This is a genomic window from Streptomyces sp. NPDC005962 (assembly GCF_040629205.1).
In the GTDB taxonomy this organism is placed as follows: Bacteria; Actinomycetota; Actinomycetes; order Streptomycetales; family Streptomycetaceae; genus Streptomyces.
This window is the reverse complement of record NZ_JBEXVE010000027.1, coordinates 44,586-68,410: the sequence shown is the minus strand read 5'-3', so window position 1 is coordinate 68,410 and position 23,825 is coordinate 44,586. Positions and strand designations below refer to the sequence as shown.

The window sequence follows — 23,825 nt, the reverse complement described above, 5'->3', positions numbered from 1 at the left end:
CCGTGCTCAGGAGCCCTTGACCGGGTTGACGAACGTCCCCGGGCGGGTGGCCCCCGACTGGTCCAGGATGCGGCCGCCGTAGGTCCACTTCAGCTCGACGTGCGACTTCTGGTTCGGCGGGGTGACCAGCACCGACGTGGGCACGACCTTCCGGGCGCCGGTGTCGGTGGTGGGCAGCAGCTGGAAGGTGAAGTGGGTGTGGTCGCCCGGCTTGAGCGTGGCCGGGGACGGCTTCTGCGCGGAGCGCTGCAAGTCCCAGGTCTTGCCGAAGCCGTCCTTGAGCTGGACGCCGGGGAACCCGTTGATGGTGCAGGTGCTGTCGCCGGTGTTCTTGAACCTCACGGCCGCGGTCTGCTGTTCCTCGCTGGACATGTCCGGGGCGCCGCCGACGACATCGGCGTACCAGCCGATGTCCAGCTGATCGGTGGCGCAGGCGCCCTCGGAGCCCTTGGCACCGGAACCCCCGGGTCCCGAACCCGCCTTGCTCGAACCCGCGTTGTCCGAACCGCCGGTGCTGGCATCCGACGTGCCCGAGCCGCCGGTGCCCGCGTCCGAGGAGCTGGACGAGGCGGCGGGGGACGCGCCCCCGGCATCCCCGTTGTCCTGGCAGGCGGTCAGCCCGAAGGCGGCGACGGCGACCACCGCGGCGGCGGTGGCCTTGCGGGCGTGGCGGAGAGTGGCGCGGCGTGACATGGGTCCCCTGACGTCGTGGGCGTCGGCCCCGTCCTCCCGGGGCCGTGACAACAAGACTGTCCGCCGCCACTGATGATCCACTGCCGCGCCACTAACGCACCACTAACACCCCTCAGACCACCAGCCACAGGGCGCCGGTCAGCAGGAAGCCGACCGTGCCCATCGCCGTCGTGAGGACGGTCCAGGTGCGGAGCGCGTCGCCGACTTCCAGGCCCACCAGCTTGGTGAACATCCAGTAGCCCGCGTCGTTGATATGCGACAGCGCCAGTCCGCCCCCGCCCATCGCCAGGCAGATGAGGGCCAGTTGCTGCGGGGAGAGGTCCGTACGCTGGAGCAGCGGGTTGATCAGCCCGGCCGTCGTCACCAACGCGACCGTCGTGGAGCCCTGCACCGCGCGCAGCAGCGCCGTCATCGCGAAGGCCAGCGCCAGCAGGGGGAGTCCGGTGCGGTCCAGGACGTCGGCCACGGCGTCGCCGATACCGGTCTCGACCAGCACCTTGCCGAAGACACCGCCCGCGCCCGCCACCAGGATCACCATCGCCACGCCCGGCAGCGCCGAGCCCATCACCTCGGAGACGCGCGCGCCGGACCAGCCACGGCGTATGCCCAGGAAGTAGGCGCTGAGCGCGGCCGCGACGAGCAGGGCGACCATGGGGGCGCCGAGGACGGTCAGCACGGCGCGCGGGATCGACCCCTCGGCGAGGGTGTTCGTGGCGATCGTGCCGAGGAGGATGAGGGCGATGGGGGTGACGATGAGGGTGAGGATCATGCCGAAGGAGGGCGGGTTCTCGAAGCTCGCCGCGTCCTCGTCGCTGGTGTTCTCGGCGTCGCCGAACACCTTCTCCCGCACATCGGCCGTCATCGCGTACGTGCGCCGCGTCATGCGCTTGGCCAGCAGATAGCCGATCGCGATCACGACCGCGGTCACCGGTATGCCGAACAGCAGCACCCAGCCCTGGTCCGCCCCGATCGTCGTCGCGGCGGCCACCGCGCCCGGGTGGGGCGGCAGGAAGGCGTGCACCGTGAGCATCGCCGCGCCCATGGGGAGGGCGTAGACGAGCAGCGGCTTACGGGACGCCCGGGCCACCCCGTACACGATCGGCATCAGGATGATCAGCCCGACCTCGAAGAACACCGGGATGCCGAGCAGGAAACCGGCGGCCGTGAGCGCGAGCGGGGTGCGCTTCTCGCCGAAGCGCTCCATCAGCGAATGCGCCAGGGAGGCGGCGCCGCCGGAGAGTTCGATGATCCGGCCGATCATCGCGCCGAGGGCGATGATGGTGGCGATGTGGCCGAGCGTCGACCCCATGCCCTCTTCGATGGTGGTCACGAGGTCGGCGGCCGGGACGCCCGCGGTGAGGGCCACCGCGATGCTCACCACGAGCAGCGCCACGAAGGGCTGGACCTTCGCCTTGATGATCATCACCAGCAGCAGGGCGACCCCGGCGGCGGCGACGAGGAGCAGCGCGTTGTGGCTCACTGTCCGGCTCCCTCGGGAGTGTTGGGGGAGAGGACGGTGACGATGGAGGAGTCGTCGCGCGCGGCGAGCCCGGCCCGCTCGCCCAGCAGATACAGCTGCTCGGCGGCCGAGGCCAGCGGCACCGGGACGTGTGCGTCCTTGGCGATGCCGGTCACGATGCCCATGTCCTTGACGAAGATGTCCAGCCGCGACCGCACCTCGACCGCGTCCGCCGCCTCCTCGTAGGCCTGCGCCATACGCGGCCCCCGGTCGGCGAACATGAACGACCCCGCCGCGCCCTGACTCAGACTGTCGATCACCGTGCGCGGGTCCAGGTCGAGCCCGCGTGCGAGCGCCACGGCCTCGGCGGCTGCCGCGATGTGCACTCCGGCGAGGAGCTGGTTGATGGCCTTGAGCGCCTGGCCGTCGCCGGGCTTGTCGCCGATGACGGTGAGCGTGGAGGCGAGCCGTTCCAGTACGGGGCGCGCCGTGGCGAGGGCGTCGGGCTCGGCACCGACGACGATCAGCAGCTCACCGTTCCCGGCCCTCGTCGGCCCGCCGCTGACGGGCGCGTCCACGAGCCGTACGCCGCGCTCGGCGAGCGCGGCGGCCGTCGCCCGCGCCGCGACCGGCCCCACGGTGCTGGTGAGGACGACCACGGCCCCGGCCCGCAGCGCCCCCGCCGCCCCGGTCTCGCCGAACAGCGCCCGGTCGACCTGCGCCTGATCCCGTACGGCGAGGAGCACGACATCCGCCCCCCGCCCGGCCTCGGCCGGTGTGACCGCCTCGTCGGCCCCCGCCGCGACGGCAGCGGCCCGCCGCTCGGCGGCGATGTCGAACACGGTCACGGGGAAGCCCCCGGCCGCCAGATGCTGAGCCATGGGAAGCCCCATGGCCCCGAGGCCGATGACGGCGACGCGGGGGGAAGTGGCTGAAGACATACGGATTCCTATGGGGGAGTGGGTGTGAGTGTTGTTGTCGCCGCCGGACGGCAAGCGGGCTGACGGTGGCGCGGGGCGGGGAACTTGCCCCACCCCGCCCCTTCCCGAACCAGGAGCTAGCCCCTGGACCCCGCCACCACCGATCGGGCGGCGGCCCGGGCCCGGCTCTGCTTGCCGGCCGGCGCCACGGTCGGCGGCGCGCCGCGACGTCAGGGCCGCCCCGGGGCGACGGGCCCTGTTTGGGCTGGCCCCGGTGCTACCGGGCAGGTGGCGCCGGGAGGTAGAGCCGCCCAGGCCTTCGGCCTGCGGAGTCCGGGCCTGGTTGGCTCGTCCCCCGGCCGGGCCCGTCGCCCGGCCCGGGGTCGCCTGCGGTCGGCGCCACGGGCCCGGCCCTGGCGGGATCGGGCTGCCGCTCGGTGCCACCGGGCAGGTGGCGCTCCGTGAGGCCGTAGCCGCCCGGGTCGGGTCGTCATCCGGGGCGTCGCCCCCGTGGGGTCCAGGGGCGGAGCCCTTGGTTTGGGGAAGGGGCGGGGTGGGGGATCAAAGGCCCCCGGTCGGCACCGGCTCGACCACGCCAGCCACCTCGGGCGCCGACGCCAGCTGCCCGGCGATCCGCAGCGCCGTGGCCGCCACCGCGTCGCGGCCCGCCGCCCACGTCGCGACGACGTCCGCGCCGTCGGTGGCGTTCGGTACGGCCGACGCGACAGCGGTCAGGTAGGCGCGCCGCAGCTCCGCGTTGACGTTTACCTTGGCGACGCCGCGCCGGACGGCGCCCAGCAGTTCCGCCTCCGGGAGGCCGCTCGCGCCGTGGAGGACGAGGGGGACGGGTACCGCCGAGCGGATGCGTTCCAGGCGGGGCAGGTCCAGCCGTACCGGCCGCGCCGTGAAGCCGTGGACGTTGCCGACGGCGACGGCCAGGGCGTCGATGCCGGTCGCGGCCACGAACTCGGCCGCCTGCGCCGGGTCGGTCATCGAGCCGCCGTCCGCCGTCGCGTCGGTGGACACGTCCTCGTCACCGGCCAGCGCGCCGAGTTCGGCCTCGACCCACACCCCGGCCGCGTGCGCGTGCCGCACGGCCTCGCGGGTCAGCGCGATGTTCTCGGCGAACGGCAGATGGGAGCCGTCGACCATTACCGACGTGTAGCCCGCGTCGACGCACGCGGCGATCTCGGTCAGGTCCCGGCTGTGGTCCAGGTGGACGCCGATGCGCGCGGTCGAGCGCCGCGCCGCGTGCAGGGCGAGCCCCATCAGCGCCTCGCGCCCCGCGTGTTTGAAGGCGCTCGACCCGGCCTGGAGCAGCACCGGCGTGCCCGACGCCTCCGCCGCCGCGACGATGCCCTGCACCGTTTCGAGGTTGTACGCGACGAAGCCGGGTATCGCGCGGCCGTCGCGGGCGGCGGCGGTCAGCGCGTCGGTTCCGGTGAGCAGCATCATCGGCTCCTGAGCAGGTCGATGGCGTCCGCGAGGGCGTGGTCGTCCCCGACGTTGCCCGCGAACACGATGTAGGGGATGCCGACGCTCGGGCCGGACTCGGGTTCCCACAGCGAGACGATGCCGGGCAGCAGGGTGCCGCGCGCCCAGGCCCGGCGGATCTCCAGGCCCTCGGTGGCGATGTCGCTGGAGGTGATGCCGCCCTTGGCGATGACGTACGCGGGGCGCCGGGCCGCCGTGACGGCTCGTACGGTGGCGACCAGCGCGGCGGACACGCTGCGCGCGATTGCCAGGGAGTCGTCCGCGTCGGCGCCGGTGACCAGGGCGCGGCTGGTGCGTACGACGACCTCGCTGGTGGCCAGCGCCTGCGCGCACGCCGCCGCCACGTCGGCGATGTGCGTGGCGCGCCGCCCCTCGTCGAGCAGGGCGTGCACATCGAGTTCGAACTCGGCGATCCCGCCGCGCTCCCGCAGCCGGTCCAACTGCCGCGTGGTGAGCCCGACATGGGACCCGACGGCGACAAGGCCGTGCGCCGCCCCGTCACCGGCGGGTTGCCGCAGTTCGGCCGGGGTGAGCGGGGCGCGGGCCGCCTGGCCCGCCCGGGCCCGTACGAACGAGGGGCCGCACCGGTAGAGCAGTCGCGCGCCCTCCGACTCCGCCGCCGCGCCCGCCAGGGCCAGGACCCGCAGATCGTCGTCGCAGAGCGCGTCCGCCACCGCCATCCGGCCGTCGCGCAGCGAGGCCAGCAGCTGGGCGACATGGCCCGGGCCGCGCAGCCGCAGGTCCTCCACCGTGATCCGCAGGACGTCCCCGGCGGACACGCGCCCGCCGGTCTTCTCCTCGATCCACTCCGGCAGCCGGGAGTTGGTGTACCCGAACGTGGCGTCGCGCGCGAACTCGCTCCGGCCCACCGGAAGCATCCCGTCGGCCGTGCGCATCCAGTGCACGGAGTCGGCGGTGAGCCGCCCCGCCTCGATGTACGCGGGGACGAGGACGACGCCGTCCACGGGCGTCTCCTCGGCCAGGACGTCCGTCTCCAGCGGGAAGTGCCCGCGCAGCGTGGAGTCGCTGCGGCTGGCCAGGACGTAGCCCACGCCCTCGGCCGCGGACGCCTCCGCCAGGGCCCGTATGACCTCGCGGTTGCGGGCGGCGGCCGTGTCCGGGGCGAGGCTGCGGGTGTTGGTGAGGACGAAGAAGGCCGTGCTGTCCTGGCGCAGCGCCCACCGCAGGTCGTCGACCGTCCAGGTGGTGAGGACGGGCACTCCGGCGACGGTCTGGGTGCCGGTGGGGTCGTCGTCCAGGACGACCAGACGGCGTCCGTCGGCGACGGCGGCGGCCACTTCGGCGGGCTCGACCTCGCGGGGCGGCGGCAGCTCGTGCGCCTCGGGGAAGTGCGCGGTGTCGGTGTCGGGCATGTGCGGCTCTACTTTCCTGACGCGTTCGTGCGGGGTTCCGGCGGTGTGCGGCTGTTTTCGGGCAGGCCGGGGCGCACCGCCGGTGCGGCGATGTGCGTATGAGCGAGGTGAGGGAGGCGGGCTAGCCGCGTGGCTCGATGACGTGCGTCCGCAGATCGTCCGCCGTCTGCGTCATATGGTCGGCCATCGCGCGCCGGGCCTCCTCCGGGTCCCCGCCGCGCAGCGCCGCCAGGACGATCTCGTGGTGGGCGATGGCGTTCGTACGGATCTGGGGTACGGCGGAGGTCTGCCGACGGCCCTCGATCAGCAGTCGGCCGAACGGCTCGATGAGCAGCGGGACGAAGGCGTTGCCGGAGGCACGCATCACCACGTCGTGGAACGCGATGTCGGCGGACACGAACTGCTCGGTGTCCCCGGCGTCGGCCGCCGCCCGCATCTCGTCCAGCAGCTCGGCCAGCTCGGTCAGATCCTCGTCGGTGCGCCGGGCCGCGGCCAGCTGCGCGGCGCCGACCTCGATCATCTGCCGGGCCTCGATCAGCTTCTCGGAGATCGCCCCGCCCGCCCGTGGCCCGGCGGCGGCCGCGCGGATCATCGGCTCCAGCGCGGTCCACTGGTCGGGGTTGTTGACGTACGTACCGCGTCCGCGGTGGATGCGGACGACGTTCTGCGAGCGCAGGACCTTGATCGCCTCGCGCAGCGTCAACCGGCTGGCGGCCTGCTGCTCGGCCAGTACGCCCTCCGGGGGGAGGGCGGTGCCGGGCGGGTAGTGGCCGTCGATGATCGCGGTCAGCAGCCGCTCGGCGATGTCGTCGGACAGCGGCATTGCTGTCGACCTCCTTGCCAGAAGCTCAGACATCAGACATCTGATGTCCAGGAGAACCTAGGTAAGGTTTCGGCCACCGTCAAGACCTTCCGGGGACCTTCTGGCGACCCTGTGGCGAAAGGGCGGGCCCCGCCCGGGGAATCCGGACGGGGCCTGGGGTGGGGTGCTGAGCGGTAGGGGACGGTTCGGGCGGCGTTACCGGTCGGAGGCCGCGGTCAGGCGCCGGCGGTCAGGCGTCGGCGGTCAGGCGTCGGCGTCGATGCCCAGGGTGAGGGTGCCGCGATATCCGGCCGACGGTGTGCTGCCCAGCGCCGTCACGGCCATCAGCCCGGCGGCGGTGCCGCCGTTGCCGTAGATGCCGTCGGAGGACAGCGGGGTGCGGGGGACGGTGTTGGTGGAGTACGGGGCCACCTTGGCGACCGCCTGGGTGATCTTCTCGTCGAAGAAGAGCTGACCGGTGTGGATCTCGTTGCCGCCGGTGAACGAGCCGTCGGAGGTGAGGGTGACGCCCGTGTGCACCTTGATGTGGATGTGGATGCAGCGGCCGCGGTACCAGCCGGGGTAGATGCCCTTCAGCTTGGCGACGCCGTCGGTGCCGGTGAGCACACCGCCGCGCAGGAACTTCCCGTTGTCCGGCTCCTGGTGGCCGTTGTTGCCGACGAATCCGGAGTATTCGCCGAGCGCGTCGCAGTACCAGATCTCCACGAGCGCCTTGTTGAGCGGTGCGCAGGTGTCCTTGTCGACGACGGGGAGGACCAGTTCCAGGGGCACGCCCTGCTTGTCCTCGGTGACGTCGGCCCGTACGAGGGCGTGGTCGAGGTAGTACGGGCCCTCGGTCAGCTGCTTGGTGAGCGTGCAGATCGCGTTGGCGGCCGGGGCCATGTCGGTGGCGCCGGTGGCACCGGTGGTGGTTGTTTCGGGGCGCGTGGCGGCGGTCCCGGCGCCGATTCCGATGGCCGCCGCGGCGGCGCTTCCGGCGATGAGTACTCTGCGTCGCCCGACGGGGGCGGGAGATGAATCTGTCATGGGCATGAAAAGTAGGAGGGGATTCTGTGGGGTGGCTGTCAGTTCGGCAAAGTCTCCGCGCGTCAACTCTTCTTATCGCCAACTCCCCTTATGGGTCAGCGGTGTTGACATTTGTGACAAGCGCTTACTAGCTTCTTCCGTGATGGCTGTCGTCTGCTGGGGCGGTCCTGACCACACCGTGCCCGGGCAGCGCATTCCGCCACCGTCAGAGCCGCACCTCCCACGATCTCCACCGGCCCACGTGACCAGCCTGCTTGCCGCCTGCTCCCGCAAGCGATTGCCCCTCCGGATGGAGATCCTCCGACCGAGAGGGCTCCTTCATGAACTCCGCAGGTGACCACTTCACGACGGACACCACCACCGGCATCGGCCACAACCGGCGTCGGCTGACGGCCCTCGCCGCGGGCGTGGCCGCCACCCTCGTGCTCGGGGGACTGTCCGCGCTCACGGCGCAGGACGCGGACGCCGCCACCGGTGTGCGTGCCGCCGAGACCACCCCCATCGGCTTCGGCGCGGGCACTACCGGTGGCGGCAATGCCACCGCCACCACCGTGACCACCCTGGCCGCTTTCACGGCAGCCGTCGCCGGCGACAGCGCCAAGGTCGTCAAGGTGTCCGGTCTGCTCTCCCTCACCGGCCAGGTGGACATCGGCTCCAACACCACCGTGCTGGGCGTCGGTTCGGGCTCCGGATTCACCGGCGGAGGCCTGCGGCTGAAGGAGGCGACGAACGTCATCATCCGCAACCTCGCCATCAGCAAGCCGAGGAAGCCGTCCGACGGGGTGACGGTCCAGGAGTCCACCCGGGTGTGGATCGACCACAACACGTTCTCGGCCGACCGGGACCACGACAAGGACTATTACGACGGCCTGCTGGACATCAACCACGGCTCCGACGACATCACCGTCTCCTGGAACAAGTTCGCCGACCACTTCAAGGGCAGTCTGGTCGGGCACAGCGACAAGAACGCCGCCGAGGACACCGGGCACCTCAAGGTGACGTACCACCACAACTGGTTCACCGACGTCTACTCCCGCATCCCCAGCCTCCGCTTCGGCACCGGCCACTTCTACGACAACTACGTCCAGGGCGCGGACACCGGCGTGCACTCCCGGATGGGCGCGCAGATGCTGGTCGAGAACAACGTGTTCCGCGACACCAAGATCGCCGTGACGACCAACCGCAGCAGCGACGTGGACGGCTACGCGGTGCTGCGCGGAAACGACCTGGGCGGCGCGGCCACGGAGATCTCCCGGACCGGCACCTTCACCAAGCCGCCGTACGCGTACACGGCGGAGCCCGCGTCGTCGGTGGTCGCCTCGGTGACCGCCCAAGCGGGCACCGGCAAGCTCTGATCCCCTCGCACCACTCTCTGAGAGGACACCTTTCGTGAGAACCATCGGACGCCGCATGGCCATCGCGGCCGCGGCGGCCCTCGCCACTTGTGCGGCCATGCTCACCACCACGCCTGCCGTGGCGGACACCGGAAGGCAAGCCACCGCCACCTCCGGCGCTGCCACCCCCGCCTCCGGCTCTTTCAACGTCCTCACCTACAACGTGGCCGGACTCCCCGAAGGCCTCTCCTCCGGCCACCCCGAGAAGAACACCCCGCTGATCTCGCCCCGCCTGGGCCCGTACGACATCGTCAACGTCCAGGAGGACTTCAACTACCACGCCGCGCTCTACGCCGGTGACGACCACCCGTACCGCACCCCCACCAGCGGTGGCGCGGCCTTCGGCGACGGCCTCAACACCCTCTCCGACCTGCCGTACGACGACTTCGAGCGGGTCAAGTGGACCAAGTGCAACGGCACCGACTGCCTCACCCCCAAGGGCTTCACCCTGGCCCGGGTGCGGCTCGCCGAAGGCGCGTACCTGGACCTCTACAACGTGCACACCAACGCCGGGACGACCGACGCCGACCTCGCCGCCCGCCGCGCCAACGTCACCCAGCTCTCCGACTACATCACCGCCAACTCGGCCGGGAACGCGGTGCTCGTCATGGGCGACACCAACACCCGCTACACCCGCGCCGACGACAACATCCGCGACCTCGCCACCCGCAACGGCCTCACCGACGCCTGGGTGAACCTCGTCCGCGGTGGCTCGGCCCCGCCCGCCGGGTCCGACGCGCTCGTGTGCGACCCGGAAAACGTCACCAACACCTGCGAGGTCGTCGACAAGGTCCTCTACCGCTCCGGCCCGCTCCTCTCCCTCACCGCCACCCGCTACAACAACGAGAACACCTCCTTCCTCGACACCGAGGGCAAGCCGCTGTCCGACCACTACCCGCACACCGTCGACTTCTCCTGGAAGGCGGCCGACACGCTCCGCGCCGGTGACCAGTTCGGCGGACCGCACGGCACCGCCTTCAACGACGCCGACGACCTGCCCGCCACCCCCGCGCCCCGCACCCTCACCCTGCGCGGCGGCTCCCGCCTGGACGGGGTGTCCCTGACCCTCGGCGGCGGCGCGACCCTCTCCCACGGCGGCAGTGGCGGCACCCCGGCCACCCTCACCCTCGGCGCCGCCGAACACCTCACCTCCGTCACCCTCACCCGTGGCCAGAAGGACGGCCGCACCCGCCTCTTCTCCGCGGCCTTCACCACCGACACGGGCCGCACCCTGGCCACCGGTACGCCCACCTCCGACACCGCCACCTACACCGCCCCCGCCGGGTGGCAGATCGTGGGCTTCACCGGCCGCGCCGGTGACGAGGTCGACAAGCTGGGCGTCATCTACGCGCCGCGCTAGCCAAGTAGGCTTCCGCCCATGCGTGATCTTGGAGTGGGCATCGGCTATCTGCTGAAGGGCCAACGCTGGGTGGCCCAGCACGGGAGGTGGTGGGGGATCGGGATGATCCCGGCCCTCATCACCCTCGTCGGCTACGCGGCGGCCCTCGTCGTCCTCTTCTTCTGGACCGACGACGTCATCGCCTGGGCCACCCCCTTCGCCGACGACTGGTCCGCACCCTGGCTCGGCGTCTTCCGCGGCGCCCTCGCGCTCCTCTTCGCCGCCGCCTGCCTCTTCCTCGCGGTGATCACGTTCACCGCGGTCACGCTCCTGGTCGGCCAGCCCTTCTACGAATCCCTCTCCGAGGAGGTCGACCGCTCCGAAGGCGGCGAGGTCCCCGAATCCGGCCTGTCCACCTGGCAGGAGGTGGGGATCGGCATCCGCGAGGCCCTCGCCCTGCTCCTCCGCGTCACCCTCTGGAGCGTGCTCTTCTTCGCGCTCGGCTTCATCCCGGTCGTCGGCCAGACCGTGATCCCCGCCCTCGCCCTCTGCGTGACCGGCTTCTTCCTCGCCGAGGAGCTGACCTCGGTCGCCCTGCTCCGACGCGGCATCCTGCTCAAGGAACGCCGCACCCTGCTCCGCGGCCGCCGCCTCCTCACCGTCGGCTTCGGCCTCCCCCTCGCCCTGCTCTTCCTGGTCCCCCTGGTCTCCGTCCTCCTCATGCCGGGCGCCGTAGCGGGCGCGACCCTGATGGTCCGCGACCTCACCGGCGAGACCGAGACCCCCCACCACGGCGACACCACGGCAGACGCCGTGGGCGGCGCGTAGGCTCCGCCCACCCCGGACGGTGTCGTCAGGTGCACCTCTTGTCCGGTGTTCAGGGCCAGCGACGCCGAGGTCCCGGAGCGGCAGGATTCATGGTGTCGGCAGGCGCGCCGACGAGCCGGTGGGGTGAATCCATCGCACAGCCGATTCGGGGGGACCCATGAACGAGATTCTTGCCAGACGTCTGACGGGTGTCGCGGGCATCGCCACCGCGGCCGCGTTCATCGTCGAAGTGCCTCTGTACTTCGTGTACTCGGGCTCGCCGCCGGACTCGAACGTGCTGGCCAGGCTGCTGATCGGGATCGTCGCGCTGGCGTTTCTCATCGTGTTCGTGACGGCGTTCCGCGAGCTGGTCAAGCGGGTGGGCCCGGAGTACGAATGGGTGGGCTCCATAGCCTTCGCGATGGGGCTGGTCTACGCGACGATCACGCTGGTCTCCAGTGGCCTGGAAGCCGGTGCGGTCATCGAGGCCGACCACTCCATCGACCCGACCATCACCGTCAGCGGGACGTACATCCTCTACGGGTCGATCTCCCGCCTGATGATGGCGTTCTTCCTCGCCTCGGTGGGGTACGCCGTCTCCCGGACGCGGCTGCTGCCGCGCTGGACCGGCCGGTCGGCGTACGTGCTGGCGGGGGTGAACCTGGCCTTCGTGCCGTCGCTGTTCTTCGGCAACACCCCCGCGAACTTCTACGCGGCCAACGGCTGGGGCACCACCGCCCTGATGGGCGCGGTCTTCAGCTACTGGCTGCTGGCCGTGGGCATCGCCACCTACCGCAGTGCCGCGCGGCCCCTTCCGGCCTGATACCCCGCCCACGGCAGCGACGCGGCCCGGCCCGGTCGAACCTGGACCGGGCCGGGCCGCCGCCTGTGGGCGGTGTCGTGCTACTTCGTCGCGGAGTAGGACAGCTCCGTGCCGAAGGCGGCATCGGTCGCCGGGGCGCCGAGGTCACCCGGGCCGATGAGGGCGGAGCCCTCGGCGGTGAGGCCGTCGGTGCCCGCGTACAGGAGGGCCACCGCGCCCGCGCCATCGGTGCGGTTGGGGACGCCGACGGCCACGTCGGGCTTGCCGTCGCCGTTGTAGTCGGCCGGTGAGACGGCGTCGCCGAACTTGTCGTTGCCCGTCATCTCGCCGGGGACACCCTCGGTGTCGAGGGAGAAGGTCTGCGACCCCGCGTCGGTCAGCCAGTCCTTGGTCCCCTTGAGGACGGTGATGGCACCGGCGTCGTTGTAGCCGTCGGGGGTCTCGGCAGCGGTGTCGCCGAGCACGAGGTCGTCGTGGCCGTCGCCGTTGATGTCGGCGAGCCGGGAGGCGGAGCCGCTCTGCTGCTTACCCTTCCAGCTCACCGGGTTGGCGGTGTCGAGCCCCGCGGCGGTGCCCGGGTACGTGCGCAGGCGCGCGTCGTCGGGGCCGTCCGTGAAGCCGGTGTCGATGACGACGTCGTCCTTGCCGTCGCCGTTGATGTCACCCACCACGGCCTGGTACGAGGCGAACGGCAGCGCGACGTCCTCGCCCAGCGGGGTGCTCTTCAGCCCACTGGACGAGCCCGGCAGCACGCCGAGCGTGCCCTCGTCGGCGGGGTCGTCCTGGTAGGCGACGGTCACCAGGTCGGCGAAGCCGTCCCCGTTGATGTCGCCGGAGGACAGGTGCTCGATGCCCGCGCCGCCGCCGGGCGGGGTGACGGCGGTCATCTTCGGGGTGGCCGTCTCGCGCAGGTTCGCCGCGCCGGCCACGAGCTGAACCTTCGTGTCGTCGGAGATGGCGATGTCGTCGCGGCCGTCGTGGTTGTAGTCGCCCACGGCCAGCGTGTCGCCGAACAGCGCGTAGGCGGTGGCCTTCGGCGCGTGGAAGGCGATGGCGTCGCCCGAGAGGCCGCCCTTGGCACCGAAGACGACGGTGACGGAACCGGCTCGCTTGGCGCTGCCGATGGCCTCGCTGTTCGCGGCGACGATCAGGTCGGAGTAGCCGTCCCCGTCCACATCGCCGCGCGCCACGGCGGAGCCGAAGTGGTCCCCGGCCTCGGGGGTGCCGGGAACTCCCGGGCTGGCCTGCGACAGCGTGCTGTGCCGTTTGGCGTCGACGCCGGACTGGGCGCCGTAGGTCACGCCCACGTAGCCCGCCTTGGACTTCCCGGAGACGGTGCCGTCGGGCGCGCCCACGCCGAGGTCGGCGTAGCCGTCGTGGTCGATGTCGCCCGGTGTGGTCTTTTCCGCCGCGGCGGACTGGTTCTGGTCGGAGCTGTCGCCGTTCGCTACGACGGCGTTGGCTCCGGCGGCCACGGCGGCGGTCATGGCGGCGCCGACTGCTACGCCCACCACAGCTCTGGTCCTATTGCGCACAAAACCTCCATGGGGCACTGCGTTGGTCGTGGAGGTAGAGGGGTCTGAGAGGTGAATGGTTGCAGAACCCAAGAAAAACATGGGGAGTTGGGCCGGAACGCCGGAACCTCCCGCTCCGCGCGAGCGCGGGGCGGGAGGTTCCGGGAGAGCTCAGCGGGTCGAGAAGGAGTGCACCGTCGTGGAGCGGTAGGTGTCGCCCGGGCGGAGCACCGTGGAGGGGAAGGACGGCTGGTTCGGGGAGTCCGGGAAGTGCTGGGTCTCCAGGGCGAAGGCGTCGCCCTGCCGGTAGACCTGGCCGGACGTACCGGCGAAGGTGCCGGTCAGGAAGTTACCCGTGTAGAACTGCACGCCCGGCTCGGTGGTGGCGATCTTCATGACGCGTCCCGAGGACGGGTCCGTGACCGTGAGGATGTGCTCGGGGCGGTCCGTGATGCCCTTGTCCAGGACGAAGTTGTGGTCGATGCCCTGGCCGTACAGCACCTGCTGGTGGGCGTCCCGGATGTCCCGGCCGATTTCCTTGGTGCGGCGGAAGTCGAACGGGGTTCCGGCGACCTTGGCCAGCTCGCCGGTGGGGATGAGGGTCTTGCCGACCGGGGTGTAGCGGGCGGCGGCGATCTGGAGGCGGTGGTCGTAGATGGACCCCGAGCCCTCCCCGGCCAGGTTGTAGTAGGTGTGGTTGGTGAGGTTGACGACGGTGGCCTTGTCGGTGGTGGCCTCGTAGTCGATGCGGAAGTCGCCCGCCGCGGTGAGGGTGTAGTCGACGCGCACGGTGAGCGCGCCCGGGTAGCCCATCTCGCCGTCCGGGCTGACGCGGCGCAGTGTGAGGCCGACGTCGGCGCCCTTGCGGAAGGGCGTCACCGACCAGACGCGCTTGTCGAAGCCCTTGTCGCCGCCGTGCAGGCTGTTGGGGCCGTCGTTGACGGGCAGCTGGTACTTCTTGCCGTCGAGGGTGAACGCGCCGAGGGCGATGCGGTTGCCGTAGCGGCCGATGAGGGCGCCGAAGTACGGGCTGTTGGCGACGTAGGAGTCCAGATCGGCGAAGCCCAGGGAGACGTTGGCGCGGCGGCCGTGCCGGTCGGGGATCTCCAGGCTCTGGACGACACCGCCGTAACTCAGCACGCTCAGCCGGGTGCGGCCGTTCTCGATGGTCCAGCGGTCGACCTTCGTGCCGTCGGCCAGCGTGCCGAAGTGTTCCTTCACCGCGTGTCCCTCGCCCTTCCCGGATGCGCCGGATGCGCCGGTACTCGCGGACGCGGGGCCCGTGGCGGCCACTCCGGCGGCCGCCGCCGCGGCGGCGATCACCGTGCGTCTGCCCATGCTCGATTGGTGCGTCATGTGCGGCTCCACAAAAGGTAGTTGGAAGACGGACTACGAACCGACCCGGCGCTTGTTCCAGACGTCGAAGCCGACCGCCGCCAGCAGCACCAGTCCCTTGATCACCTGCTGGTAGTCGGTGCCGATGCCCACCAGCGACATGCCGTTGTTGAGCACACCGAGCACCAGACCGCCGATGATGGCGCCGAGCACCGTGCCGACACCGCCGCTGGCCGACGCGCCGCCGATGAACGCCGCGGCGATGGCCTCCAGTTCGAAGTTGAGGCCCGCACTGGGTGTGGCCGAGCCGAGCCGGGCGGCGAAGACCATTCCGGCGAGCGCGGACAGCAGGCCCATGTTGACGAAGACCAGGAAGGTGACGCGCTTGTCCCGGACACCCGAGAGCTTGGCCGCGGGCTGGTTGCCGCCGAGCGCGTACACATGCCGCCCGATGACGGTGTTGCGCATCACGAAGCTGAAGATCACGAAGAGCACCGCCAGGATCAGCAGCCCGTACGGCGCGCCGTGCCAGCTGGAGAGCGTCATGGTGAACGCCATCACGGCGGCCACGATCGCCGCGCACTTGGTGAAGAACAGCCCGAGCGGGACCACCTCCAGCTCGTAGGCCGCACGCTGCTGCCGGCCGCGCCACTCCTGCCAGACGACGGCCGCGCACACGATGAGGCCGAGCACCATCGTGGGGTTGTGGTACTGCGTGTACGGGCCCATCTCCGGGATGAATCCGGTGCTCAGCTTCTCGAAGCCGTCGGGGAACGGCGACAGGGACTGCCCGTCGAGCAGGATCTGGGTGCCGCCGCGGAAGGCCAGCATTCCGGCCAGGGTGACGATGAACGACGGAATCCCGATGTACGCGATCCAGAAGCCCTGCCAGGCCCCGGCCAGCGCGCCGATCAGCAGGCAGAGGACGACCGCGAGGCCCCAGGGCACGTCATGCTTGATGATCATCGCGCCGGCGGCCGCGCCGATGAAGGCGACGAGCGAGCCGACCGACAGATCGATATGCCCCGCGATGATCACCATCATCATGCCGATGGCGAGGATGAGGATGTAGCCGTTCTGCTGCACCAGGCTGGTGACGTTCCCCGGACGCAGCAGGATGTTGTCCGACCAGATCTGGAAGATGACGATGATCAGGGCGAGCGCGACCAGCATCCCGTACTGCCGCATATTGGTCCGCATGCCCTGCAGCAGCAGCGTCCCGAGGCTCTTGGACCCCTCGGCCGGCGGTGGCGCCGGGCTCTCGGTCTTCTGGGTGGCCGTGCTCATCCTTCGTCTCCTCTGTCCTTTGTCATATGGCGCATCAGAACTTCCTGGGTCGCCTCGGCCCGGGGAACCTCCCCGGTCAGCCGTCCGGCCGCCATCGTGTAGATCCGGTCGCACATCCCCAGCAGCTCGCCCAGCTCGGAGGAGATGAAGACGACGGCCTTGCCCTGCGCCGCCAGGTCGTTGATGACCGTGTAGATCTCGTACTTGGCCCCGACGTCGATCCCACGGGTGGGCTCGTCGAGGATGAGCACCTCGGGGCCGGCGAAGATCCACTTGCTGAGGACGACCTTCTGCTGGTTGCCGCCGCTGAGCCGGCCGACGTGCTCGAAGACCGTGGGTGCCTTGATGTTCATGGTCTTGCGGAACCGCTCGGCGACCCGCGACTCCTCGTGCTCGTTGACCACGCCGCGGCGGGCCACCTTCGGGAGCGAGGAGAGCGAGATGTTGCGGCTGATGGTGTCCTGGAGGTTGAGCCCGTACGTCTTGCGGTCCTCGGTGACGTACGCGATGCCGTGGTCGATGGCCTCCGGCACGGTACGGGTACGGACTTCCTGGCCGTCGCGGAGGACCCGGCCGCCCGCGTAGCGCCCGTACGTCCGCCCGAAGACGCTCATCGCCAGCTCGGTGCGGCCCGCGCCCATCAGCCCGGCGATGCCCACGATCTCGCCGCGCCGGACGTTCACCGACACCCCGTCCACGACCTTGCGCTGCTGGTCGATGGGGTGGTGCACCGTCCAGTCCTCGATGGACATGGCCACCTCGGCGGCGTCCTCGCCCTCGTACGGGGTGCGCTCGGGGAACCGGCTGTCGAGGTCGCGGCCGACCATGCCGCGGATGATGCGGTCCTCGGAGACCTCCGGCTCGGACTCGGGGGTCTCCCGGACCGTCATGGTCTCGATGGACTGGCCGTCGCGCAGGATGGTGACGGAGTCGGCCACCTTGCGGATCTCGTTCAGCTTGTGGGAAATGATGATCGAGGAGATGCCCTGCGCCTTGAACTCCAGCAGCAGATCGAGGAGTTTGCCGCTGTCCTCGTCGTTGAGCGCCGCGGTCGGCTCGTCGAGGATGAGCAGCTTCACCTCCTTGGAGAGCGCCTTGGCGATCTCCACGAGCTGCTGCTTGCCCACGCCGATGTCGGCGACCCGGGTCTGCGGCGAATCCGTCAGACCCACCCGCTTCAGCAGCGTGTTGGCGTGCTTGAGAGTTTCGTTCCAGCTGATCAGGCCGCGGGTGGCGTGTTCATTGCCGAGGAAGATGTTCTCGGCGATGGACAGGTACGGGATCAGCGCGAGTTCCTGGTGGATGATGACGATGCCGCGCTGCTCGCTCGCGCGGATGTCCTTGAAGGAGCAGGCCTCGCCGTCGAAGAGGATCTCGCCGTCGTAGGAGCCGTGCGGATGGACGCCGCTGACCACCTTCATCAGCGTGGACTTGCCCGCGCCGTTCTCCCCGCACAGGGCGTGGATCTCGCCTTGGCGCACATGGAGGTTGACGTCGGAGAGCGCCTTCACACCGGGGAAGGTCTTGGTGATGGAGCGCAATTCGAGAATGGTGCTCATAGCTCGGATCCGCCCTACTTCAGCTGTGACGCGGTGTAGTAGCCCTCGTCCACCAGCACCTGGGTGTTGGACTTGTCGATGCTGACCGGGTTGAGCAGATAGGTCGGCACGACCTTCTTGCCGTTGTCGTACGACTTGGTGTCGTTGATCGGGGCCTTGCCGCCGGTCAGCTTCGCCTTGGCGATCGCGACGGTGGCCTTCGCCAGCTTGCGCAGGTCCTTGTAGATGGTCTGCGTCTGCTGGCCCCGGGCGATGGACTTCACGGAGGCGAGCTCCGCGTCCTGCCCGGTCACCACCGGGAACGGCTTGGACTTCGTCCCGTAGCTGGCGCTCTTGAGCGCCGAGAGGATGCCGATGGACATGCCGTCGTACGGCGAGAGCACGGCATCGACGTCGTCGCTGCTGTACGCCTTGTTGAGCAGGTCCTCCATGCGGTCCTGGGCGGCGCTTCCGCTCCACTTCTCGGTGTAGAGCTGGTTGAGGCTGGTCTGCTTGGAGCGGACGACCAGCTCGCCCTTGTCCATGTACGGCTTGAGGACGCTCATGGCGCCCTTGTAGAAGTACTGGGTGTTGTTGTCGTCCGACGACCCGGCGAACAGCTCGATGTTGAAGGGGCCCTTGCGGCCCTTGGCCAGCCCCAGCTTGTCGACGATGTACTGGCCCTGGAGCCTGCCGACCTTCTCGTTGTCGAAGGTCGCGTAGTAGTCGACGTTGGGCGTGCCCAGGAGCAGCCGGTCGTAGGAGATCACCGGGATGTTGGCCTCTTTGGCCTGCTTCAGGACGTCGTTGAGCGCCCCGCCGTTGATCGGCGCGATCACCAGCAGCCGGTGGCCCTTGGTGATCATGTTTTCGAGCTGGGCCACCTGGGTGCGGACGTCGTCCTCGCCGAACTGCAAGTCGGTCTTGTAGCCCGCCGCCTTGAACTGCTTGGCCACGTTGCGGCCGTCGGTGATCCACCGCTCGGAGGACTTGGTCGGCATCGCGATGCCGATCGTCCCTCCCTTTTCCTTGCTCTTGTACCGACTGCCGCCGACCGCTTCCTGGCCACAGGCCGTGGCGGTCAGCGAGAGCGCGAGGAGGCCGGCGCCTATCGCCGCGACTCGTGCGCCTCTTACCGTACGCATGGTGATGGGGTCCTTCCCTGGGGCGTCATTGCTCAGGACTTCTGGGGGGCCGGGCCGGTGGCGGCGTCGGAGGCGTCGGTGACGGGGAAGCGCCGCAGCGGCCCCGGCAGCCGGGAGCCCAGCGGCGACAGCCCGCCGTCCGCGCCCAGCCGGGCGAGCAGATCGAGCACGAGCCGGCCACGGCGCACCCGCTCGCGCGCGCTGTTCAGCGCCACGTCCCGCAGTTGCGCGCCGTAGGGGTAGATCCCCGGAGACTTGCTGAGCCCGAACTTCAGATAGATGGGGGCGCCGCGGCGGATCAGCTCGGCCGCGTCGTAGAGACGTACGTAACCACCGAGGTCGTCCGGGGCCTCGATGTAGAAGTCCATCGGGGCGCGGGAGACCCGGCGGATCTCGGTGAGGTGTTCCAGCGTCAGATCCGAGGGGATGTTGATCGAGTCGGCGCCCAGCCGCTCGTACACCGCGAACGACGCCGGGTTGACCGGGCCGATCAGCGCGGACAGCTTGAAGGTGGTGTCGGCGGGCAACTCACCGCGCTCGCGCAGCTGGTGCAGCAGCCACAGCACGCCCTCGTCGGCGACCAGCAGGCACTTCACGCCGAGCGAGGCGGCCCGCAGGGCGTCCTCCACGCATCCGGCGACCGCGTCGTGGCCGCGGGCCCGCAGGCCTCCGCCGCCGGAGTCGGAACGGGTGGCGCCGCCGATGTCCCAGGTGCCGCGCGGCCCGGTGAACAGGCACAGCTCGGCATTGCGCTCCGCGCAGGACTCCACCATCTCGGTGATCTCGGCGTCGGTCAGCATCCAGACGCCGCTGCCCTGGCTGATCCGGTGGATCGGTACGTCGAGCCGCCCGGCCTCCTTGAACACGGTGGCCAGCGCCTCCGGGCCCTCGACGGACGGGATCTCGGTGCGCCAGGTGCCGCCGTCGGGGAAGGAGTGCGCGGAGGCGTCGGCGGGGTCGGGAGCGGGCGCCGCGTGGCCGAGCGGGGCGAGGGCGTCGGCGGCGGGACGGCGGGGTCCGGAGGGAAGGGCTGAGGCGGCGGTCGTCACGGTGCTCCTTGTATCGCCATAAGGACTAGGTGAAGCCCTCGAATTCTGAGGACCGTTCAGGTTTCGGAGGCGCGGGGCGCCCCGGGGAGGGATACGAAAAGGGCTACGCGGGCCGCAGCAGCACCTTGCCCACCTTCGGATCACCGCTCCCCACCAGCTCGATGGCGGTGGCGAAGTCGGAGAGCGGCAGTTCGTGGGTCACCAGCGGCAGCAGCGTCAGCAGCCCCGCGTCGAAGACCCGCACCGCGTGCGCCCACGCGTCCGGCGCGGCCCCGAACACGGTCCGCACCTCGATCTGCCGGACGACCAAGTCGGTCGGGTCGAGCCCGTCCGCCGTCCCCTCCGCCGGAATCCCGGTGAGCACCAGCCGTCCGCCGCGCCGCAGCAGCGCGGCGGAGGTGCGGGCGGCGGGGGCGGACCCGGCGGTCTCGATAACGATGTCGAAGCCGCCCCGGACGTCGTCGAGGCGGTCGTTCGTCAGGAACGCCGTGGCCCCGAAGTCCAGCGACAGCTGCTCCCGGTCCCGCCGGGTCCCGACCACCAGCAGCTCGGCGGGGGAGACGGCGGCCAGGAACTGCACGGCGATCATGCCGAGCGTCCCGGTGCCCACCACCGCGACCCGCTGCCCCGGCTGGGCGTTCGCCTTGAGCGCGGCGGCGGCGATGCACGCGGCGGGCTCCAGCAGGGCGGCCGCGCTCAGGTCGGCGTCATCGGACAGCGGATGCAGCAGCCGGGCGGGCAGGGTCAGCGTGGTGGCCATCGCGCCCGGCCGGGTGAAGCCGGTCTCCTCGTACCCGGCCGTGCACAGCGTGGTCTCCCCGGCGTGACAGCGGTCGCACACCTGGCAGTTGCGGAACCCCTCGCCGACGACCTTGCGGCCGACGAGCGCCTCCGGGGCGCCCGCGCCCACCGCCTCGACCGTCCCGGACCACTCGTGGCCGGGGGTGACGGGGTACCGGACGTAGCCCTCGGGCCGGTTCCCCTCGTAGACCTCCCGGTCGCTGCCGCAGATCCCGGACGCGTGGACCCGCACCAGCGCGTCCCCGGGCCCGGGCGCGGCCGGGGCGGTGTGGTCGAGGTGGAACGCGCCGGGCGCGTCGAGGACGAGCGCGGTCACTGCTTCCCGCCCTTCGGGTCCCGCTTCTCCCAGCCCTCGGCCCACAGGTCGAACCGGGCCTGCTGCTGCGGGAATTCGGCCGCCGCGTCGGTGTCCAGCTCCACGCCGAGACCCGGCTCGTGCGACAGCTCGAAGTAGCCGTCCACGACCTGCGGCGCGCCCTTGACCACCTTCTTGATCTCCGCGTCGGCGAAGTCGTTGAAGTGCTCCAGGATCTTGAAGTTCGGGGTGCAGCCCGCGACTTGGAGTGACGCGGCGGTCAGCACCGAGCCGCCGACGTTGTGCGGCGCGATCAGCACGTAGTGGGTCTCGGCGGTCGCGGCCAGCTTGCGGGTCTCGCTGATGCCGCCGAGGTGGCCGACGTCCGGCTGGATGATGTCGGCGGCCTGCGACTCGAACAGCTCGCGGAACTCGATCCGGTCGTGGATGCGCTCACCCGTCGCGATGGGCAGGTTCGTCTTCTCCGCGACCTTCGCCAGCGCCTTGAGGTTCTCCGGCGGCACCGGCTCCTCCAGCCACGACGGCCGGAACCGCTCCAGCTCGCCCGCGATCCGTACGGCGGTCGACGGGCTGAACCGCCCGTGCATCTCCACCAGCAGTTCCGCGTCCGGCCCGATCGCGTCCCGCACGGCCTCGACCAGCGAGAGCGAGTGCAGCGTCTCGGCGTGGTCCAGCTCGAAGTGGCCGGTGCCGAACGGGTCCAGCTTCAGCGCCCGGTAGCCGCGCTCGACCACCGTGGTGGCCGCCTTGTGGAACGCCTCGGGGGTGCGCTCGACCGTGTACCAGCCGTTGGCGTACGCCTTGACCCTGTCGGTCACCTTGCCGCCGAGCAGCTGCCAGACCGGAACGCCGAGCGCCTTGCCCTTGATGTCCCAGCAGGCCATCTCGACACAGGCGATGCCGGACATCACGATCTCGCCCGCGCGGCCGTAGTCGCCGTACTTCATCCGGCGTACCAGGTCCTCCACCGCGAAGGGGTCCGACCCGGTGATGTGGTTCTTCTCGGCCTCATGCAGATAGCCGAGGAGCGCATCGGTGCGGCCGAGCATGCGGGTCTCGCCGACGCCGGTGATGCCTTCATCGGTGTGGACCTGCACATAGGTCAGATTGCGCCAGGGGGTGCCGACGACATGCGTACTGATTCCGGTGATGCGCAAGGCTATGACCCTTCGCGATGTTCGATATTTCGTCACACGTTCGAAATCCTGGCGTGACGGTAATCACCGGGCGTCAGAGGTGTCAATGGCCCTGCGTCGAATGGTTATCGACTCTGGACCTCCTCGTCTCGGGCCATTCGGCGGACGCGGTCGTGTCGGTGCCGCGCCCCTGTGCCGCCGCCGGGCAGGCTGCGCCGCTGACGGGAAGGTTTATCGAGAGAGGCGGTCAGATGAAGAGAGTACTGCGAACGCTTGTCCTGAGTGCGTGCGCTGCCGCGGCAGTTGCCTACGGAGGCGTCCACCAGGACGGCGACGCCCCCGCCCCCCGGGCCCAGCCGGTCCCGCCCCTGGCCGAACTGTTCCGCACCGGGTTCGGGGGCGGAACGGCCCAGAGCAACGACTGCGACGAGCTGTTCGGCAGCCAGGTGGGCGGAGGTGGCGACAGCGGCGGCATCGGTACCACCGGCGCCAGCACAGTCGGCTTCGGCGCGGGCGGTGCGGGCGGGATGTCCCTCGCGGCGTTCAGCGGTGCGCCCGGCGCCGCCCGGGGCTGCGTCAACATCCGCGGATAGCGGCATCCGAGCCATGGCCGGGCGGCCCGGCTACGGGACGGTCTTCGCGCAGGTGGCCTTCCCCTTCCTGCTCGGCTATCGGCGGCTGAAGAACGCGCTGCTGGCGGTGTTGATGCTGGAGCACCTCGCGATCGCCGTCGTCCTGGGCATCCCCTTCCTGTCCGCCATGATGATCGTCTCGGACGCGGTCTTCCTGCCCACCTCCTTCCTCCTCTCCCTGGGCACACGCCGCCCCCCCCGCCGGGGCCGTGGTCAACCCGCCGTCGCGGGAACACCCGGCCAGCGGTATCGGACACGCCGCCCGGGGGTGAGGTTCCCGCAGGCCGCCGGGCGGGCCCGATAGCTCTACAGGGACTTCGTCCCCTCAGGCAATCCGCCCCGTTTCACGGAGGTACCCACCCCATGCGCAACCGTCGCCGCTTCCTCGGTGCCGTCACCGGCCTGCTCATCGCCGCGCCCGTCACCCCAGCCGCCCACGCGGCCCCGGCCCCCGCCCCCGCTTTCCCGGCCTCCGGGTCCGGGGTCCCCGGGATGCCGCAGCTGGGGCGGCAGAGCCTGCCGCTGCCGTGGGGCAACAGCGTCACCGTGAACCGCGTCGGATACGTGAGCACCACCGGGACCGTCGCCCTGTCGGGGACGTACCGCTGTCTGCGCGACGGTGTGGACATCCCGCGCGCCGACATCCTCGTCACGCTGTCGCAGGGCCAGTTGCGGCAGGGGATCGGGGGCGGCCCGGCGCTCTGCGACGGACTGATGCACGCCTGGTCGGTGCAGGAGGCCGCGAACATGCACTTCGTGCCGGGCGCGGCGCTCGTGGAGAGCAGCCTGCTGAGGTTCGAGATCCAGCAGCCGCTCGTTCCGCTTCCGCGGACCGCGGCCGTGGGGGAGCGCGCGATCACGCTGGAGGCGCGCGAGATGTGAGACCCGCCCCCGCCGTCGCGCTTGAGCCCCTCCCTCGCG

Annotated in this window: 21 protein-coding genes and 1 pseudogene; 7 read left to right on the top strand and 15 right to left on the bottom strand. The window is 70.8% G+C overall.

Annotated features, from left to right (window positions below; genetic code table 11):
- Nucleotides 1-6: 6 nt before the first annotated feature.
- From ABZ370_RS33635 to ABZ370_RS33605, 7 genes are all read right to left on the bottom strand, one after another.
- Complete coding sequence (locus ABZ370_RS33635) at nucleotides 7-693, bottom strand: DUF4232 domain-containing protein (RefSeq protein ID WP_358628690.1); 687 nt, start codon at nucleotides 691-693, stop codon at nucleotides 7-9.
- 112 nt (nucleotides 694-805) lie between these two features.
- On the bottom strand, nucleotides 806-2,173 hold the full coding sequence (locus ABZ370_RS33630; RefSeq protein WP_358628687.1) for a GntP family transporter: 1,368 nt from the start codon (nucleotides 2,171-2,173) through the stop codon (nucleotides 806-808).
- The gene (locus ABZ370_RS33625) at nucleotides 2,170-3,093 is read right to left on the bottom strand and encodes an NAD(P)-dependent oxidoreductase (protein WP_358628684.1); all 924 of its coding nucleotides are present in this window, start codon (nucleotides 3,091-3,093) and stop codon (nucleotides 2,170-2,172) included. The genes ABZ370_RS33630 and ABZ370_RS33625 overlap by 4 nt, the downstream gene beginning before the upstream one ends.
- Nucleotides 3,094-3,633: 540 nt before the next feature.
- On the bottom strand, nucleotides 3,634-4,524 hold the full coding sequence (locus ABZ370_RS33620) for a class II fructose-bisphosphate aldolase (protein WP_358628681.1): 891 nt from the start codon (nucleotides 4,522-4,524) through the stop codon (nucleotides 3,634-3,636).
- The gene (locus ABZ370_RS33615) at nucleotides 4,524-5,939 is read right to left on the bottom strand and encodes a four-carbon acid sugar kinase family protein (RefSeq protein ID WP_358628678.1); all 1,416 of its coding nucleotides are present in this window, start codon (nucleotides 5,937-5,939) and stop codon (nucleotides 4,524-4,526) included. Before ABZ370_RS33615 ends, ABZ370_RS33620 begins: the two co-directional genes overlap by 1 nt.
- Before the next feature lie 121 nt (nucleotides 5,940-6,060).
- Entirely contained in the window at nucleotides 6,061-6,762 is a 702-nt protein-coding gene (locus ABZ370_RS33610) for a FadR/GntR family transcriptional regulator (RefSeq protein ID WP_358628675.1), read from the bottom strand.
- Between the two features lie 243 nt (nucleotides 6,763-7,005).
- Nucleotides 7,006-7,794 carry an intradiol ring-cleavage dioxygenase gene (locus tag ABZ370_RS33605; protein WP_358628672.1) on the bottom strand — a complete coding sequence of 263 codons (789 nt, stop codon included), beginning with the start codon at nucleotides 7,792-7,794 and terminating at the stop codon, nucleotides 7,006-7,008.
- Nucleotides 7,795-8,108: 314 nt separating this feature from the next.
- Here ABZ370_RS33605 and ABZ370_RS33600 point away from each other — a divergent pair, with 314 nt between their 5' ends.
- The 4 genes from ABZ370_RS33600 to ABZ370_RS33585 all read left to right on the top strand — a co-directional run bounded on the left by ABZ370_RS33600 (nucleotide 8,109) and on the right by ABZ370_RS33585 (nucleotide 12,151).
- A complete protein-coding gene (locus ABZ370_RS33600) occupies nucleotides 8,109-9,143 on the top strand; it encodes a pectate lyase (protein WP_358628669.1) in 1,035 nt (344 codons plus the stop codon).
- 34 nt (nucleotides 9,144-9,177) lie between these two features.
- Nucleotides 9,178-10,542 carry a jacalin-like lectin gene (locus ABZ370_RS33595; RefSeq protein WP_358628666.1) on the top strand — a complete coding sequence of 455 codons (1,365 nt, stop codon included), beginning with the start codon at nucleotides 9,178-9,180 and terminating at the stop codon, nucleotides 10,540-10,542.
- A gap of 18 nt (nucleotides 10,543-10,560) precedes the next feature.
- Nucleotides 10,561-11,349 carry an EI24 domain-containing protein gene (locus ABZ370_RS33590; RefSeq protein WP_358628663.1) on the top strand — a complete coding sequence of 263 codons (789 nt, stop codon included), beginning with the start codon at nucleotides 10,561-10,563 and terminating at the stop codon, nucleotides 11,347-11,349.
- Nucleotides 11,350-11,506: 157 nt separating this feature from the next.
- Nucleotides 11,507-12,151, top strand: a complete 645-nt coding sequence (locus tag ABZ370_RS33585; RefSeq protein ID WP_358628660.1) for a hypothetical protein — start codon at nucleotides 11,507-11,509, stop codon at nucleotides 12,149-12,151.
- Between the two features lie 80 nt (nucleotides 12,152-12,231).
- Here the strand turns inward: ABZ370_RS33585 and ABZ370_RS33580 are convergent, their stop codons facing one another.
- The 8 genes from ABZ370_RS33580 to ABZ370_RS33545 all read right to left on the bottom strand — a co-directional run bounded on the left by ABZ370_RS33580 (nucleotide 12,232) and on the right by ABZ370_RS33545 (nucleotide 22,293).
- A complete protein-coding gene (locus tag ABZ370_RS33580) occupies nucleotides 12,232-13,665 on the bottom strand; it encodes an FG-GAP-like repeat-containing protein (protein WP_358628657.1) in 1,434 nt (477 codons plus the stop codon).
- 171 nt (nucleotides 13,666-13,836) lie between these two features.
- Nucleotides 13,837-15,021 carry an aldose epimerase family protein gene (locus ABZ370_RS33575; RefSeq protein ID WP_358628654.1) on the bottom strand — a complete coding sequence of 395 codons (1,185 nt, stop codon included), beginning with the start codon at nucleotides 15,019-15,021 and terminating at the stop codon, nucleotides 13,837-13,839.
- A 33-nt stretch (nucleotides 15,022-15,054) separates the two neighbouring features.
- Nucleotides 15,055-16,287 carry a multiple monosaccharide ABC transporter permease gene (mmsB, locus tag ABZ370_RS33570; protein WP_358628651.1) on the bottom strand — a complete coding sequence of 411 codons (1,233 nt, stop codon included), beginning with the start codon at nucleotides 16,285-16,287 and terminating at the stop codon, nucleotides 15,055-15,057.
- The gene (mmsA, locus tag ABZ370_RS33565; protein ID WP_358628648.1) at nucleotides 16,284-17,846 is read right to left on the bottom strand and encodes a multiple monosaccharide ABC transporter ATP-binding protein; all 1,563 of its coding nucleotides are present in this window, start codon (nucleotides 17,844-17,846) and stop codon (nucleotides 16,284-16,286) included. The genes mmsB and mmsA overlap by 4 nt, the downstream gene beginning before the upstream one ends.
- A 14-nt stretch (nucleotides 17,847-17,860) precedes the next feature.
- The gene (gene chvE / locus ABZ370_RS33560; protein ID WP_358628645.1) at nucleotides 17,861-18,970 is read right to left on the bottom strand and encodes a multiple monosaccharide ABC transporter substrate-binding protein; all 1,110 of its coding nucleotides are present in this window, start codon (nucleotides 18,968-18,970) and stop codon (nucleotides 17,861-17,863) included.
- A 32-nt stretch (nucleotides 18,971-19,002) separates the two neighbouring features.
- Nucleotides 19,003-20,019 (bottom strand): hypothetical protein, encoded by a 1,017-nt coding sequence (locus tag ABZ370_RS33555; RefSeq protein WP_358628642.1) that lies wholly within the window; start codon nucleotides 20,017-20,019, stop codon nucleotides 19,003-19,005.
- A 103-nt stretch (nucleotides 20,020-20,122) separates the two neighbouring features.
- Nucleotides 20,123-21,136, bottom strand: coding sequence for an alcohol dehydrogenase catalytic domain-containing protein (locus tag ABZ370_RS33550; RefSeq protein ID WP_358628639.1), 1,014 nt, complete (start codon nucleotides 21,134-21,136; stop codon nucleotides 20,123-20,125).
- Nucleotides 21,133-22,293, bottom strand: coding sequence for a mandelate racemase/muconate lactonizing enzyme family protein (locus tag ABZ370_RS33545; RefSeq protein WP_358628636.1), 1,161 nt, complete (start codon nucleotides 22,291-22,293; stop codon nucleotides 21,133-21,135). Before ABZ370_RS33545 ends, ABZ370_RS33550 begins: the two co-directional genes overlap by 4 nt.
- 230 nt (nucleotides 22,294-22,523) lie before the next feature.
- On the opposite strand from ABZ370_RS33545, the gene ABZ370_RS33540 reads away from it, so the two are divergent.
- From ABZ370_RS33540 to ABZ370_RS33530, 3 genes and pseudogenes are all read left to right on the top strand, one after another.
- Entirely contained in the window at nucleotides 22,524-22,865 is a 342-nt protein-coding gene (locus tag ABZ370_RS33540; protein WP_358628633.1) for a hypothetical protein, read from the top strand.
- Between the two features lie 31 nt (nucleotides 22,866-22,896).
- Nucleotides 22,897-23,208 (top strand): annotated as a pseudogene (locus ABZ370_RS33535) (HTTM domain-containing protein); the annotation flags it as partial.
- Between the two features lie 59 nt (nucleotides 23,209-23,267).
- Nucleotides 23,268-23,786 (top strand): DUF6299 family protein, encoded by a 519-nt coding sequence (locus ABZ370_RS33530; RefSeq protein WP_358628630.1) that lies wholly within the window; start codon nucleotides 23,268-23,270, stop codon nucleotides 23,784-23,786.
- The last annotated feature ends 39 nt before the right edge of the window (nucleotides 23,787-23,825 follow it).

Bases quoted from the DNA above. Each gene is read 5' to 3' on its own strand.
- ABZ370_RS33635 (WP_358628690.1), bottom strand. From the start codon at position 693: ATGTCACGCCGCGCCACTCTCCGCCACGCCCGCAAGGCCACCGCCGCC.
- ABZ370_RS33625 (WP_358628684.1), bottom strand. From the start codon at position 3,093: ATGTCTTCAGCCACTTCCCCCCGCGTCGCCGTCATCGGCCTCGGGGCC.
- ABZ370_RS33620 (WP_358628681.1), bottom strand. From the start codon at position 4,524: ATGCTGCTCACCGGAACCGACGCGCTGACCGCCGCCGCCCGCGACGGC.
- ABZ370_RS33615 (WP_358628678.1), bottom strand. From the start codon at position 5,939: ATGCCCGACACCGACACCGCGCACTTCCCCGAGGCGCACGAGCTGCCG.
- ABZ370_RS33610 (WP_358628675.1), bottom strand. From the start codon at position 6,762: ATGCCGCTGTCCGACGACATCGCCGAGCGGCTGCTGACCGCGATCATC.
- ABZ370_RS33605 (WP_358628672.1), bottom strand. From the start codon at position 7,794: ATGCCCATGACAGATTCATCTCCCGCCCCCGTCGGGCGACGCAGAGTA.
- ABZ370_RS33600 (WP_358628669.1), top strand. From the start codon at position 8,109: ATGAACTCCGCAGGTGACCACTTCACGACGGACACCACCACCGGCATC.
- ABZ370_RS33590 (WP_358628663.1), top strand. From the start codon at position 10,561: ATGCGTGATCTTGGAGTGGGCATCGGCTATCTGCTGAAGGGCCAACGC.
- ABZ370_RS33585 (WP_358628660.1), top strand. From the start codon at position 11,507: ATGAACGAGATTCTTGCCAGACGTCTGACGGGTGTCGCGGGCATCGCC.
- ABZ370_RS33575 (WP_358628654.1), bottom strand. From the start codon at position 15,021: ATGACGCACCAATCGAGCATGGGCAGACGCACGGTGATCGCCGCCGCG.
- mmsB (WP_358628651.1), bottom strand. From the start codon at position 16,287: ATGAGCACGGCCACCCAGAAGACCGAGAGCCCGGCGCCACCGCCGGCC.
- mmsA (WP_358628648.1), bottom strand. From the start codon at position 17,846: ATGAGCACCATTCTCGAATTGCGCTCCATCACCAAGACCTTCCCCGGT.
- chvE (WP_358628645.1), bottom strand. From the start codon at position 18,970: ATGCGTACGGTAAGAGGCGCACGAGTCGCGGCGATAGGCGCCGGCCTC.
- ABZ370_RS33540 (WP_358628633.1), top strand. From the start codon at position 22,524: ATGAAGAGAGTACTGCGAACGCTTGTCCTGAGTGCGTGCGCTGCCGCG.
- ABZ370_RS33530 (WP_358628630.1), top strand. From the start codon at position 23,268: ATGCGCAACCGTCGCCGCTTCCTCGGTGCCGTCACCGGCCTGCTCATC.